The organism is Apibacter adventoris (assembly GCF_002964975.1).
Taxonomy (GTDB): Bacteria; Bacteroidota; Bacteroidia; order Flavobacteriales; family Weeksellaceae; genus Apibacter; species Apibacter adventoris.
Genome location: NZ_PSZM01000046.1, coordinates 341,437 through 356,452 on the forward strand (window position 1 = coordinate 341,437; position 15,016 = coordinate 356,452).

Below are 15,016 nucleotides of genomic sequence, written 5' to 3' on the forward strand. Positions count from 1 at the left end.
TATATGATATTATTCATAAATGAGAATAGTAATAAATAATAGCTGTAATTTATTTTTATATAGAGTATTTTTGTACACATGTAAATTATATAAGCTTATGTTTAAAAATATTTGTACTTTATTTTTGTTTATGTCATGTATGTTACATAGTACATTTTCTTATGCATGGGGTATTACCGGGCATAGGGTAATTGCTGAAATAGCAGAAAGACACTTAAATCGCAAAACATTAAAAAAAGTACAGAAATTATTAGGAGGCAAACCTATGGCTTACTATGCTAATTGGCCTGACGAAATAAAGTCGGATACTCTAAAAATATGGGACAAAACCTTTCAATGGCATTTTATAAATTTTTCTCAAGGTTTGTCTTTTGATGAATTTTCCTTTAAATTAAAAAATTATCCAACAGAAAACTTATATTCTGCTATTCAGAAATGTCAGGAAACAATAAAAGACAAATCAGCTTTAACAAAAGATAAGAAAATTGCTTTATTGTTTCTGATGCATATAATAGGGGATTTAGAGCAACCCTTGCATATTGGCAGAGAAAAGGATTTGGGAGGAAATAAAATAAAGCTCCAGTGGTTTTCGCATCCTACAAACCTGCATTCTATATGGGATTCTAAGTTAATAGATTATTATAAATATAGTTATACTGAGTATGCTTCAGTATTAGATACCAATTCTAAGGATCAAAATAAAGTACTTTCAAAGGGAACTTTGGAAGATTGGATTTACGATTCTTATTTGCTTGCTACTCGAATATATTCTGAATTGAATTCTTATAAAAAATTAGATTATGAATATGCCTATTATAATAAAGAGATTTTAGAAAACCAGTTATTAAAAGGTGGATTGCGTTTAGCTAAATTGCTAAATTTATTGTTTAATACATAAACAAAATATTTTAGTTGATTTTTTCTTGAAAAGTATATAGCGGATATTTATCTATAGTTTCAAATGTATACTGATTATTTTCTTTCAGAATAGTAATGAATTTTTTTAACGAATCTGTATATTGAGGTTTACTAAACATTCTGTCATGGACTAAAATTACAATATTTCCCGGCATATTAGTTTTATTGTTTTTTAATTGTGTCTGTATTTTTTTTATCATTTCGTTAGTAGTTTCAATGGGTATATTACCATTTTTAAATCTCCATTCAACGTCCCATCCAAACACAGAATACCCAATGGAATCCAATTTTTTGGCAACAGTATAGGCGGAAGATTCGCCTTTTACCTTTTTATTTATAGCCCAGGTATTTCTTCCGGGCAACCGGGCAATTTTATTTTTTATACATAACTTATTTTCCGCAGTAATAAAGTCAGTTACAGAAACGTTTGGGCTCTGATAAAAATTCTTGAATTTATTCCTAAATGCGTGAGTATCACTATGGTTTCCTATAATGAATAGAGAATCAGCTTGGATGGAATCTATTAAATTTTGTCTTTCTTTTCCGTAAACATGAGTGCCTACCATGAAGAAAGTGGCCTTGACCTTATTTTTTCTTAGAATATTTTTACATATTTGAGTTCCGGGTAATTGTGGTCCATCATCCAGAGTGAAAAAGATATGATATTTACCGGAATCAGTTTTTATGGGATGAATTTCCTTTATGCCTCTGGTTTGCATACTGACATTTTTTTTATAGATTTTATTGTAAGATTGAGTAGAATCATAATAATTTTCTTTAGGATGAAGAGCTATTGATTCTTTTATTTTAGAAAATTCACTTTTTAACTGCATTTCCTTTTTACAGCTGATGATGATTAGTGAAAATATAAGTATTTGAAAAGAGAAAGTATATGATTTCATTTATATAAATTTAACAAATAATTATAATATATTTAACATTTTTTTAACTAACATAAATCATGCCAGATATTCATCCTTAGTATTAAGAAGGTTAAATAAAAAATAGATTTAAATAATAGTTGAATATTCAACTATTGTTTTTTAACTTTGCAAGCTGAAAAAAGAAGTACTGATGAGAGATTTTATATATGCATTATTGAGGACTCAAACTGCTTATAGGCAGGTGTTTCAAAGGGAAATGAGGAAAGAGAAAATAGGCATTTCATTTGAAATGTTACAGATTATGTCTTGTTTGTTTAATGAGGAATTGATGAATCAACAGGATATTGCCAATAAAACATTTAGAGACAAATCTAGCTTATCATATATTTTAAAAAATTTAGAAAAAAAAGGACTTATTGAAAGGGTAGAAGATACTAAAGATAAGAGAAATAAATTAATTCATTTAACTCCTAAAGGGGTAGATATGGAAGCAAAGATACAAAATGTAGTAAAAGGAGTATATAATAATATTTTGAAGACAAAGGGAATAAATAAAAAAGTATCGCTCTGTAAAGAATACTTGGAAGATATAGAATTAGTATTTAAAAATAAATTAAATGAAGTATAAAATTGCTTATTTAATTATTTTGTTTACATATTTAGTAAAAGCACAGAATAATTATTATTTAGGAGTTGAAGAGTTATTTAATTTAGGGATTGAACATAGTACACAATTAAAAGCCTCTCATATAAAAAATAGTATTTCAATAGAAAAAGAAGCTTTAACTGAAATTGAACAATTACCATCAATTTCTTTTACTGCAACTAATGGATATGTAGGAAAAGCATCTATTTATGATAAAAATTTTTCCTTTGCAGAGCATCCTGATATTCCAAATTGGAAACAGAACTATGGTTTAGAGTTAAAGCAAACTATATATCAGGGAGGAAAAATTAAAAATAACATAAAAAGTGCATATATATCAAGACAAATATCCGAACTTAGTTTAGAAAAAGATGTTTCGGATATAAAGTTGGTATTAATTAATAATTATTTAGAATTATTTCGTTTATATAAACAGAAAGATGTTTTATTAAAAAATATAGAAGAAGCTAAGAAAAGGTTAAATAATATAAAAAATTTAAAAAAAGAAGGTATTGTAACAAATAATGACGTATTAAGAAGTCAGATCGATGTATCTAATTATGAATTGTCATTAAAAGAAACTCAAGATAATATAATTATAATATCTCAACAATTAGATATTGTTTTAGGGATAGAGGAAAAAAATATAATTGTACCTGATACCTTATTTTTAGAAAAAAAGATTTTTGTTGAGAATGAAGATTATTACGTGCAACAAGGCTACGAAAAATATCCTGAATTAAGAATTTCAGATTATAATATAGAAAAGGCAAAAGTTGATGAAAAAATTGCAAAATCAAAATATTTACCCAATTTATTTTTAAGTGCAGGTAATAATTTAGTAAGACCTTTACCAAATACTAGCCCGGTACAAGATTTATACATTAATTCTTGGGGAATTAATTTAGGTCTATCTTATGAAATATCTTCATGGTTCGATCATAGACACACATTAAACGAAGCAAAATACAATATAAATTTGCAGGAAAATTTAAAAGAACAAACACGCGAAAATATTAGGATGAAAGTAAAATCTGCCTATATTAAAAATAAAGAAGCAATGGATAGGATAGAGGTATTAACTAAAACTATACAGCAAGCCAAAGAAAACTACAGAATTACTAATAATAAATATTTTAATCAATTGTCAATACTTACTGATTTATTAGATGCGTCTGCAGTTCAACTTAATGCAGAATTACAATTAACAACAGCCAAAGCCAATTTCATATATACCTATTATTTATTATTACAAGCAAGTGGTAATCTTTAATTTAATAAAAAAATGAGTGTAAAAGAAGGAAATTCGCAGAAAGGATCCTCTGAAACCTCTTCTGCTGAGGAAAGTAAGAATATAATTACAAACAAAAAACTTAAAGAAGGAAGAGAACTACATACTAAACTAAAAAAAAAGAGACGAAGAAATATTATAGTTAATACATTTTGTATTATTATTACCTTATTCGGCATAGGTTGGGTAATTCATTATTTTTGGAGATATTATCAGTATGAAGTTACAAATGATGCAATTATCGATCAATATATTACGCCTGTAAATACTCGAGTAGCCGGATATATTAAAGAAATAAGGTTTAATGAACATCAAAAAGTAAAAGCAGGAGATACTTTGGTAATTATTGATGATAGAGAATTTAAAATTAAAGTCATGGATGCACAGGCAGCCCTTAGAGATGCAGAGGCCTCTAAAAATGTTCTAAGTTCAAATATTGAAACATCGGAAAATACCGAGGCAGTAACAGAAGCCAATATAGCAGAAGCCAGAATAAGGATGGATAATGCCTATAGAGATTATTTACGATATGCAAATTTATTAAAGGAAGAGTCTGTTCCACAACAACAATTCGATCAAAAGAGAACAGAATATGAAGCCTCAAAAGCAAAATATGAATCTTTAAGACGACAAAAACAAACAAACATTTCTTCTACTGTAGGAGTAAGTAAAAAACAAGAAAACGCAGAAGCTTTAATATTAAGAAGCAAAGCTAATTTAGATATGGCCAAACTAAATCTATCGTATACAGTTATAACAGCTCCTTATGATGGTTATGTAGGCAGAAGAAATATAGAAAAAGGTGAATTGGTACAGGCTGGGCAAGTATTGACTAACCTTGTGAAAAATAATAATAAATGGGTGACGGCTAATTACAAAGAAAAACAAATTGCAAATATTCATATAGGACAAAAAGTAAATATCAAAGTAGATGCTATAAAAAATAGAGTTTTTGAGGGTAAAGTAACAGCTATCTCAGAAGCCACAGGATCTAAATATTCATTAATTCCTACAGATAATTCTGCTGGAAATTTTGTGAAAATACAACAACGAATTCCGGTGAGAATAGAGTTTATTAATCTACCTCAAAAAGATAAAGATAAATTAAGAGCAGGTATGATGGTAGAAACAGAAGCATATGTAAGGTAATGCTACAAAGACATATATTTCGTAATAAAGTACCTAAATGGCTTATGAGTGTAGTAGCCTACACTATTATGGCGCCGATAATGCTTATAAATGGAGCTTATACAGGAAGTTCTATTGATATATCCGGGACTTTAGGAGTTATGTCTGAAGATATTAACATGGCTTACTTCTCATCATCTGCAGGTATGTCTGTAGCCTATCCATTAATTATAAAGCTAAGACCTGTATTTGCAATAAAAAATACTTTATTACTAACTTTACTTATGCAGGTGATTTTAAGTATTATCTGTGCAGAAACAGATAATATGACTATAATAACCGGATGTAGTTTTTTAATTGGCTTCTTTAAAGCATTTGCTTTATTAGAAACATTATCTATTCTTATGCCGATTCTGAGTCCGGATAATAAGCGTAGCGTATTTTATGCTAAATTTTACCCAATAACATTAGGTTTGAGCCAATTGTCTATGGTGCTTACTTCAGAACTAGCCTATCGTTACAATTGGCAGCATATGTACTATTTTATGGTGGCTCTTTTACTAATTGCTATTATTGCTGTTTTACTTACCTTTAGATATGTGAAATTACCTTCTATAATCCCACTATTAGATGCAGATTGGATTAGTGTAGTTTTAATATCCATATTTTATATTTCAGTCATTTATGTATTTACTTATGGCAAAACTGATGACTGGTTTTATTCAAGATCTATTACCATTACCACATTTTTTATTATTCCGATCAGTCTTTTACTCTTTATTAGGAGACAATTTTTAAGAGAAAAACCTTACGCGGACCTTACTATATTAAAAAATACTAATACTTGGTTAGGCTATGTGATTTTGTTTATTGGAATGTTTTATGTTTCTGTGAGCGTTTTAGTATCCTCTTATGTAACTTCTGTTTTAAGACTAGAAAGTAATCGTTTATATGAATTATATATTATAACTATACCAGGTTTTATATTAGGTAGTTTTCTTTGTTTATGGTGGTTTAAAAAAGAAAGAAGAGTAAACTTAATAATTTTTATAGGATATTTATGTCTTATAGCTTCTTGTGTACTATTATATTTTACCATAAGTCCACAAGGGGAATATAAGTTACTTTATCTCCCTATGTTTTTAAGAGGAATAGGAATGCTTATAATTTTTGTTGTATTTGGTGTTTATGTAGTACAAGGAATTCCCGTTACTAAAATAATATTTAATGCTTTCTTATTGATAGGTATTCGATCAGCCTTGGCCCCTGCAATTAGTTCATCTATTTTTACCAATGCTATTTATCGTTTACAACAACATTTTATAGTTAAATATTCAGAAAATATTACCAATACTAATCCTATAGCAACAGAAAGGTATGAACAGTATTACAAAAGTGGTTTAGCAAAAGGTTTAGGTGTAAATGAAGCACAACAATACGCTACAACCAATTTATATAATCTTATACAAATACAAGCAATAACGACATCGTTAAAAGTCATTTTAGGAATTTTAATTATTATAGGAATTATTCTTCTTATTTTTATCTTTATATATCCATTTAATAATCATAAAAAACTTAAGTTTATAAAATTTGGCAAGGATATGGGATAAATTTCAAATAATAGTAAAAAATAATAGGGTAAACATTGATAATTTTGTAAAGTGCGGAAAATTATTCACATTGATATGGATGCTTTTTTTGCATCTATAGAACAGAGAGATAATGAGGAATATAGAGGTAAGCCTTTGGCTGTAGGTTATTCAGGAGAAAGGGGAGTAGTCGCTGCAGCAAGTTACGAAGCTCGTAAATATGGGGTACGGTCTGCTATGTCATCAAAATTAGCCCAACAAAAATGTCCGGAATTAATATTTGCTCCCTCACGTTTTGAAGTCTACAAAAAGGTGTCTCAGCAGATTAGAGATATATTTTTTCAATATACAGATTTAGTTGAACCATTATCTTTAGATGAGGCATTTTTAGATGTTACACAAAACCATAAGAATATGGAGTTTGCTATGGATATTGCTAAAGAAATCAAAGAAAAAATTCTTCTGGAAACTTCCTTAACGGCTTCAGCAGGTGTTTCATTTAATAAGTTTCTAGCTAAAATAGCTTCAGATTATAATAAACCCAATGGGCTATTCATTATAACCCCACAAAAATCAGAAAAATTTATTGAAAAACTAACTATCGAAAAATTTTTTGGAATAGGGAAAAAGACAGCAGAGAAAATGCATCGCTTAGGAATAAATACAGGTTGGGATTTAAAACAGAAAACGGAAGAAGAGCTTATTAATTGGTTTGGAAAGATAGGAAAACAATATTATCTTAATGCTAGAGGTAAAGATAATCGAGAAGTAAATCCTAACAGGATAAGAAAATCTTTGGGAGCAGAAAATACATTTATGTATGATACAGATTCTTTACCTAAACTTTATAAAGAGCTGGGAATTATAGCGCAAGAGGTAATACAAAGAGTAAAAAAAAGTTCTTTTAAAGGAAAGACCGTAACCTTGAAAATTAAATATTCCGACTTTAAATTAATTTCTAAAAGCAAAACGCATATAACTTATATAAATGAATACACACTTTTATATAAAATCGCTTTAGAACTCCTCAGTGAAGTAGAATTATACAATAAAGTGCGCCTCATTGGTTTAAGCATTAAAAACTCTGAAATAAAAACAGAACAATTTATCAAAGAAGGATATCAGTTTAAAATACCTTTTAAAGAGTTTAAATAAATAAATTTTTATTAGTATTTTTATTTGCTATATAATTAGAAATATGAATATAGAAGAATTAAGAGAATTTTGTCTTTCAATAAAAGGTGCCTCTGAAAGTTTTCCTTTCGACGAATATACCTTAGTATTTAAGGTAATGAATAAAATGTTTTTATACTTCTCCCTTTCACCTAAAAACAATGAATTTTTTGCTAATATGAAATGTGATCCGGAAAAATCAGAAGAATTAAGAGAACAATATGACGGAATAGATTTTGGATATCATTCAGATAAAAAATATTGGATATCTGTGTATTTAAATAAAGATGTACCAGATCCTTTAATTAAAGATTTAATTAATCATTCCGTAAGTGAAGTAATAAAAAAATTACCTATAAAAAAACAAAATGAATATAATGAAATATGAAAAAAAACATTAAATAAAAGATAACTTAATAGAAAAAATTCATTTAATTATGATTGTCATTTTTCTTTTTTTTCTTTTTTGTAGTTTTATTTTTTTCTCCATTTATAGCCCTTTCCCTTTTTATTTTTATATATTTTTCAAATTGTTCAGGAAGTAATATTTCTTTAAGCTTGGAATCGATTTCTCTGTCATTGTTTTCAATCATAAATCTTAATTCAGTAGCGTCGGTACCCTTATCTATAGCCGATTTTATTTTCTTATTACTTTCCATATATATATCATACAGTTCAAGTTTCTGAAAGTCATCTAAACTTACATCTTTATCTAAGGTTTCCAGTTGTTTATCAGTAAGGTCTTTCACATCTAGTTTTGGGTTGTCCTGAGCAATTAAGAAAAAACTTAAACAAAAAGTGAAAATAAATGAAAAAATACAGATTTTACTATTCATAAATATATGATTTAAACATCCTAAAATTACTAAAATAAATTTATCTATCTAGTTTTAGTTGAAATTTATATTTTTACAATCGCTTATATAAAGTAAATTTCAATGAATTCAATTTTAAAAATAAAAAAGAAATTAGCAGATTATTGTGTCTATCAAGATCGAAGTCATTGGGAAGTAGAAAAAAAAATAAAAGAAGCTTCTTATTTAAATGAAGAAGAAAAAGGGGAAATTATTATATGGCTGATTCAAAATAATTTTTTGAATGAAGAAAGATTTGCTAAAGCTTACGTAAAAGGAAAATTTAATCAGAAACAATGGGGAAGAAATAAAATAATTATAGGATTAAAACAAAAAAGAGTACCTGAGAAATTAATAGATATTGCATTAAATGAAATTGATGAAGAAGCATACCAAGCAACCTTAGAAATAGTTGCAGATAAAAAATGGAATTCACTAATTGAAAATACAGCCATTTCCAAAAAAAAGAAACTTATATCATTTCTTATTCAGAAAGGATATGAAAATCAATTAATTTATGATTTAATAAAAATTAAATATTCTGATTAATTATTTCAACTAGCTCATGCACAGGTTTTACTCCACTTTCCCGCCATTTTAGTTTTCCATTTTTAAATAATAATAGTGTAGGAACCGATTGTATTTGATAAAAATTTGCCAATCCAGGATTTTTATCAATATCAATTTTTATAATATTAGCATTATTTCCTACTTTATTTTTTACTTCTTTTAGCATGGGAGCCAAAGTTTTACAAGGTCCACACCATTCCGCGGAAAAATCTACTAGTACAATTTTATTTTTATTAATTATTTCTGAAAAATTTCCCATATCCAATCAATTTTTATTACATACCCTCAAAAATCAATCCTATTTATACAATAGGATAAGAAATCTTAATATGTAATATCCAGGGAGTATTTATTTTTGATAAGCGCCTAGATTAGGGTTTATAGTTCTGGAAACACCATTTATATCTTTAGGAATAGCAATAGAATAGGTTAAATTACCTTTACCTATAGCCGGCGAGGCAGGTTTTAGATTTAATTTAGGATTATTATATCCTGTTTTATAAAAAAGAGGGTTTTGATTAACTATTATATCTTTAAAATTTGGATTTCCTTGAATAGTTATTTTGTCTGAATTGTTTCTAATAAGATTTGTATCAAAAGTATAATTAAAAGCCGCATTTTTATTGATATCCAGAAATAAGCTATTAGAGTTTCGAGTCCAAAGAATACAGTTTTTGAAAATAATATTTAATGGGTTGTAAGAAAGGCTTCCTTTATCAGAATAATAATTTGAAAGATAAACGGCATATCCCGGAGATAAATTTAAATTCCAATAGTTTGAAAATGTACAATGTGTGAAATCATAGTTACCGCCATTTTCTATAATTAAGTCACTTTTGCCACAATTATTCATTACTATATTTTCCCCTTTTATAGATCCTTTTATAGAATGAATTCCGGCATCCATAAAATTTAAAATTTGAGAATTAAAAATATTTAACTCAGAATTTTTTTCTAAAAATAACCCTTGATTACCACCTTTTATAATAGCATAGTTTATATTGGCTTTAGTATTTTCCATTAAATGAATTTTATTCCAGTTAGCAGGTAGTGTATCATGTTCAATATCATGTCTGTCGCCACGTATTAATACTTTTTCATTTAAAGTTCCGTTAATAATGAGTTGACATCCTTTATCTATTATTAAAGCCGCGTTTTTATGTAAATATACCTTCGTGCCCTTATTTATAGTGAGCTTGGATCCATTAACAAATTTCAAGTTTCCATATATAACTTTAGATTTAGAACTATCCCATATCAAATCAGATTTGATTTCTTTAGTACCGGAAGTAGAAAAATAAAAATCAGCATTTTCAACTAAAGAAATAAGTTTAACTTTTTGTATGTTTCCTACAGTTTCAAAAATAAGATTTTCATCCACTAAAGCAGTAGGAGAGGTTATAGTTTTCGGTGCTAATTCAATAAAAATATAAAGACTATCGTGAGCACGTAAGGAAACATTTTGAAAATTGTTATTATTGGCATTTCCTCCGGAAACACCGTCTACATTAATTTTAAATTGTGAGTCTAAATTTTTTTCCAGATAAATTCTGGGTATAGTAACATCTTCGTTTTGTTGGTTATAAACTTTTAAGACATAAGTATTTGAACGATTTTCAGAAAACACAGTATCTAGTATCAAGGTGTCTTTGGAAAATCGTAGGGGTTGACTGGCTAAATCGTAATTGTAATCATCACGGCAAGAAAAAATAATAATACTGAATAATAATATACAAACTACAGAATATAATTTTTTCATGGTATGATAATAAAAAAATTTATAATAAATGCTACTTAAAGTTAAAACTTATAACCTATGCTTAAAATTAATGAATTTTGTTTTTTTTCAAGTTGAAATTGTTGTCCGGAATGCTTATTTATAAATTTTGTTTCATTATCATTAAATCCGAACTCATATCTAACGTCGAATGTAAAAGAAGAAATATCTAAACCAGTTCCTACCTGTCCGGCCAGTGAAAAATCATCAGTTTTTGTTTTTTTAATACCTTTTAGAGAAATTCCTTCATTTAAAGAAGTAGAAAAAACAGGTCCGGCGTATATTCGGCCTATTCCCAAAAATTTATGACCTACAAGCACAGGTATATCCAACCTATTAGAATGAGCAGTAAAATCTCCTTGAGAAAAAGAATTAAAATCTGTTTTCATTGAAGAAAAATATATTTCAGGCTGTAAAAACCAATTTAAAAAATGAATTCTGCTATAAGCTCCCATATGCCATCCAATATTATTTTTTGCATGGCTTTCTTTAATATCAGTTACTAAATTTTTTAAATTTCCATCATATCCAAAAGCCATTCCACCTTTAATACCAAAATTTATTTGAGAAAAGCACACAGTAGGAATTATTAATAAAATAAGTATAGAAAAACCTTTTTTCATAAGAATGTTTTTAAATGAAAATTTTTCAAAGATAATTAATAATTATTATATTTGAATTAATATTAAATTATAAGATAATTATGGAAATTGTATATTATGGTCACGGCTGTTTTTGCTTTAAGACAAGCACATCAAAAATTATTATAGATCCTTTTATTACAGCTAATGAATTAGCTAAAGAAATAAATATAAATGATATTAAAACAGATTATATTTTTCTTACCCATGCTCATTTTGATCATATTTTAGATGTAGAAGCTATTGCAAAAAATAATGATGCAACTATATTGGCTAATGTAGAAATAGCAAGGCATTATGAAAAATTGGGATTTAAAGTTATTCCAATGAATATAGGAGGAGTTAAAAAATTTGATTTTGGAAGAGTTAAAATGGTTTCGGCAGTTCATAGTTCTACTTTTCCAGATGGAATGTATGGAGGATTAGCAGCTGGGTTTCTAATGAAGATGGACGGAAAAGTAGTCTATTTTTCAGGCGATACTGCATTAACTCAGGATATGAAAAATCTTCCTTACGTATACGGTTATATTGATGTAGCTATATTACCTGTAGGAAATACTTTCACAATGGGTGTTTATGATGCAGTAGCAGCTGCAAAATTTGTTAAAACCCGCAATGTGATAGCATCTCATTATGATACTTTTCCGGAAATTAAAGTTCACAAAGAAAAAGCCAAACATGCTTTCTTGGCTGATGAAAAACATCTTACTTTTTTACCTATAGGAGGCTCTATTGATATTTCTAAATTTGTTTAATCTAAATAAAATATTATACTTTTGCTATAAAATCATTTAAAATTGAGTTTTGTTGCTTAACGATTATGAATAGTTTATTGAAAAAAATTGAGACGCCTTTTGATAGTATACCGTTTGAAAATATAAACCAAGAAGACTTTAAATCTGCAATAGAATGGGCAATCAAAGAATCAAAAGAAGAAATACAAAAAATAATTGAAAACACAGAACCACCTGGTTTTATCAATACTATAGTTGCCTTAGAAAATAGCGGTAAAAAGCTTAATATCATTTCAGCTGTTTTTTTTAATCTAAATTCAGCTGAAACCAATGATTATCTACAGAATTTAGCTCAGGAAATATCTCCTATGCTTGCAGAATATAGCAATGATATTATTTTAAATGAAAAACTGTTTGAAAAAATAAAAATAGTTTATGATACAACACTTAAATCTAAGCTAACTCAAGAAGAATATAGATTACTAGATAAAACATATAAAGATTTTTATAAAAATGGGGCGCTACTATCAGAAGAAGATAAGCAGAAATTAAGGGAAATTTCTAACGAATTAGCGACTCTTACCGTAAAATTTGGTCAAAATGTATTGAGAGATACAAATGATTATATTTTACATCTTAAAAATGAAAAGGACTTAGAGGGTCTACCCGATTTAATTATTAGCATGGCTCGGGAGGAAGCAAAAAAAAGGAAACTAGACGGATGGGTTTTTACTTTACATTTTCCTAGTTATGTTCCATTTTTAAAATATTCTAAACATAGAGAGTTACGTGAAGAAATTTACATAGCATCTATGCAAAAAGGATTCAAAGATAATGAAAATAATAATGAAAAAATTATTCACCAGATTGTAGAGTTAAGACAGCAAAAAGCAGAGTTATTAGGATACAGCACTTATGCAGATTTAATTTTACAAGAAAGAATGGCTTCTAGTCCTAAGATTGTTTTAGATTTTCTTTTAGATCTTTTGAATAAAGCAAAGCCTTTTGCTGAAAAAGAGGTAAGTGAATTGAAAGAATTGGCAGTGCAAGATGGAATAAATGAAATAATGGCTTATGATCATGCATATTATGCAGAAGTTTTACGAAAAAATAAATATGATTTATCAGAGGAAGAATTAAAACCTTACTTTCCCCTGAAACAGGTATTAAAAGCAGCCTTTGATGCGGCTAATAAATTATATGGATTATCTTTTAAAAAAAGGAATGATATCCAAAAATACCACCCCGAAGTAGACGTTTATGAAGTTTTAAATGAAGAGAAAAAAACATATGCGCTATTATATACAGATTTTTTTCCTCGTGAAGGGAAACGGGCTGGTGCATGGATGACTCAATATAAAGGACAATACAAAACTTTACAAGAGAATATAAGACCACATATCTCTATAGTTTGTAATTTTTCTCGGCCTAATGGAGATATTCCATCCTTACTTACTTTTTCAGAAGTAACTACATTATTTCATGAATTTGGTCATGCACTTCATGGTATTTTAGCAAACACAACATTTGAGTCTTTATCAGGTACTAATGTATATTGGGATTTTGTGGAATTACCATCTCAATTTATGGAGAATTTCTGCTATGAAAAGGAATTTCTAGTTACTTTTGCTAAACATTTCCAAACCGGAGAGGTATTAGAAGAAGATAAAATAGATAAAATAGTAGCTTCAGCAAATTTTTTACAAGGTTATCAAACCTTAAGGCAAATAGGTTTCGGTTTATTGGATATGGCATATCATACAAATCAATTAAAACCTTCCGATTCTATTGAAGATTTTGAAGAAAAACACATAAAAAAAACTCAGTTATATCCTCATATTAAAAAAACTGCTATAAGTCCATCTTTTTCTCATATTTTTCAAGGCGGATATGCTGCAGGATATTATTCTTATAAATGGGCAGAAGTTTTAGATGCTGATGCATTTAGTTTTTTTAAAGAAAATGGAATTTTTGACCCTGAAACTGCAGATAAATTTAAAACTTTATTAAGTAAAGGAGGTACTGATGATCCTATGGAGCTGTATATTGCATTTAGAGGACGAAGGCCTCAGCCGGAAGCATTGCTTAAAAGAGCGGGATTAATTACCCAAGATGTTTAATATATTTATAAAAGCCCTTCATCAGCAAAGCTTAAATAAGAAGATTGTGTGATAATTAAATGATCTATAAGTTTAATATTTAATAGATTACCTCCATCTTTTATTTCTTGGGTAAGTTGTAGATCAGCTTTACTAGGTTGAGTATTTCCTGATGGGTGGTTATGGGAAATAATTAATGAAACTGCGTTGAGTTCTAAAGCTTGTTTAAAAATTAACCGCATATCTACTACAGTTCCAGTAATGCCTCCTTGAGATATTTTTTCTTTATGTAGAATAGTATGTGATTGATTTAAAAAGACGACCCAAAACTCTTCTATCATATTATCTCCAATAATTGGATGTAATAAATTAAAAGCATCTTTAGAAGAAGAAATTTTTTCTTTTTTCAGGGCTTCTTGTATAGATTTTCTTCTTCCAATTTCTAAAGAAGTTATTATTTCAATAGCTTTTACTTTTCCAATACCATTAAATTTGCAGAGGTCTTTAATTGATAGTTTAGCTAATTCATTCCAATTACCATTTACAGAAGATAAAATTCTTTGAGATAAATGTATACTGCTTTCTTTTTTAGAACCACTACCGATAATGATTGCTAATAATTCTGCATCAGAAAGAGAATTTTTGCCTTTAATTAGAAGTTTTTCTCTAGGTCGGTCATCTTCAGCAAGAGATTTTATATTCATGTCAA

At 28.0% G+C, this 15,016-nt stretch carries 16 protein-coding genes; 10 read left to right on the forward strand and 6 right to left on the reverse strand.

Annotation, left to right across the window (positions count from 1 at the left end; translation table 11 throughout):
* Positions 1-97: 97 nt before the first annotated feature.
* Entirely contained in the window at positions 98-898 is an 801-nt protein-coding gene (locus C4S77_RS11975; RefSeq protein WP_105247731.1) for a S1/P1 nuclease, read from the forward strand.
* Between the two features lie 10 nt (positions 899-908).
* Here the strand turns inward: C4S77_RS11975 and C4S77_RS11980 are convergent, their stop codons facing one another.
* Positions 909-1,751: a polysaccharide deacetylase family protein gene (locus C4S77_RS11980; RefSeq protein WP_181042891.1), complete on the reverse strand. Its 843-nt coding sequence runs from the start codon at positions 1,749-1,751 to the stop codon at positions 909-911.
* A 241-nt stretch (positions 1,752-1,992) separates the two neighbouring features.
* Here C4S77_RS11980 and C4S77_RS11985 point away from each other — a divergent pair, with 241 nt between their 5' ends.
* The 6 genes from C4S77_RS11985 to C4S77_RS12010 are packed head-to-tail and all read left to right on the forward strand — an operon-like array spanning position 1,993 to position 8,020.
* Positions 1,993-2,430: a MarR family winged helix-turn-helix transcriptional regulator gene (locus C4S77_RS11985; RefSeq protein ID WP_105247733.1), complete on the forward strand. Its 438-nt coding sequence runs from the start codon at positions 1,993-1,995 to the stop codon at positions 2,428-2,430.
* A complete protein-coding gene (locus C4S77_RS11990) occupies positions 2,420-3,721 on the forward strand; it encodes a TolC family protein (protein ID WP_105247734.1) in 1,302 nt (433 codons plus the stop codon). The genes C4S77_RS11985 and C4S77_RS11990 overlap by 11 nt, the downstream gene beginning before the upstream one ends.
* 12 nt (positions 3,722-3,733) lie before the next feature.
* Positions 3,734-4,888 carry an HlyD family secretion protein gene (locus C4S77_RS11995; protein ID WP_105247735.1) on the forward strand — a complete coding sequence of 385 codons (1,155 nt, stop codon included), beginning with the start codon at positions 3,734-3,736 and terminating at the stop codon, positions 4,886-4,888.
* Positions 4,888-6,480, forward strand: a complete 1,593-nt coding sequence (locus tag C4S77_RS12000; protein WP_105247736.1) for an MFS transporter — start codon at positions 4,888-4,890, stop codon at positions 6,478-6,480. The genes C4S77_RS11995 and C4S77_RS12000 overlap by 1 nt, the downstream gene beginning before the upstream one ends.
* A 51-nt stretch (positions 6,481-6,531) precedes the next feature.
* Positions 6,532-7,614 (forward strand): DNA polymerase IV, encoded by a 1,083-nt coding sequence (dinB, locus tag C4S77_RS12005; protein ID WP_105247737.1) that lies wholly within the window; start codon positions 6,532-6,534, stop codon positions 7,612-7,614.
* A 43-nt stretch (positions 7,615-7,657) separates the two neighbouring features.
* Positions 7,658-8,020 carry an MmcQ/YjbR family DNA-binding protein gene (locus C4S77_RS12010; protein WP_105247738.1) on the forward strand — a complete coding sequence of 121 codons (363 nt, stop codon included), beginning with the start codon at positions 7,658-7,660 and terminating at the stop codon, positions 8,018-8,020.
* Positions 8,021-8,063: 43 nt separating this feature from the next.
* Here the strand turns inward: C4S77_RS12010 and C4S77_RS12015 are convergent, their stop codons facing one another.
* Entirely contained in the window at positions 8,064-8,468 is a 405-nt protein-coding gene (locus C4S77_RS12015; protein ID WP_105247739.1) for a hypothetical protein, read from the reverse strand.
* 102 nt (positions 8,469-8,570) lie between these two features.
* Here C4S77_RS12015 and C4S77_RS12020 point away from each other — a divergent pair, with 102 nt between their 5' ends.
* Complete coding sequence (locus C4S77_RS12020) at positions 8,571-9,035, forward strand: regulatory protein RecX (RefSeq protein WP_105247740.1); 465 nt, start codon at positions 8,571-8,573, stop codon at positions 9,033-9,035.
* Here the strand turns inward: C4S77_RS12020 and trxA are convergent.
* The 3 genes from trxA to C4S77_RS12035 form a co-directional block, all read right to left on the reverse strand.
* On the reverse strand, positions 9,019-9,315 hold the full coding sequence (gene trxA, locus C4S77_RS12025; protein ID WP_105247741.1) for a thioredoxin: 297 nt from the start codon (positions 9,313-9,315) through the stop codon (positions 9,019-9,021). The genes C4S77_RS12020 and trxA overlap by 17 nt on opposite strands.
* A gap of 90 nt (positions 9,316-9,405) precedes the next feature.
* Positions 9,406-10,815 (reverse strand): hypothetical protein, encoded by a 1,410-nt coding sequence (locus tag C4S77_RS12030; RefSeq protein ID WP_105247742.1) that lies wholly within the window; start codon positions 10,813-10,815, stop codon positions 9,406-9,408.
* Positions 10,816-10,856: 41 nt separating this feature from the next.
* Complete coding sequence (locus tag C4S77_RS12035) at positions 10,857-11,456, reverse strand: outer membrane beta-barrel protein (protein WP_105247743.1); 600 nt, start codon at positions 11,454-11,456, stop codon at positions 10,857-10,859.
* 80 nt (positions 11,457-11,536) lie between these two features.
* Here C4S77_RS12035 and C4S77_RS12040 point away from each other — a divergent pair, with 80 nt between their 5' ends.
* Together C4S77_RS12040 and C4S77_RS12045 are read left to right on the forward strand one after the other, a co-directional pair.
* The gene (locus tag C4S77_RS12040; RefSeq protein WP_105194253.1) at positions 11,537-12,229 is read left to right on the forward strand and encodes a metal-dependent hydrolase; all 693 of its coding nucleotides are present in this window, start codon (positions 11,537-11,539) and stop codon (positions 12,227-12,229) included.
* A gap of 65 nt (positions 12,230-12,294) precedes the next feature.
* On the forward strand, positions 12,295-14,328 hold the full coding sequence (locus tag C4S77_RS12045; protein WP_105247744.1) for a M3 family metallopeptidase: 2,034 nt from the start codon (positions 12,295-12,297) through the stop codon (positions 14,326-14,328).
* A 5-nt stretch (positions 14,329-14,333) separates the two neighbouring features.
* Here C4S77_RS12045 and radC read toward each other — a convergent pair whose 3' ends face one another.
* The gene (gene radC, locus C4S77_RS12050) at positions 14,334-15,011 is read right to left on the reverse strand and encodes a RadC family protein (protein WP_105247745.1); all 678 of its coding nucleotides are present in this window, start codon (positions 15,009-15,011) and stop codon (positions 14,334-14,336) included.
* Positions 15,012-15,016: the final 5 nt, after the last annotated feature.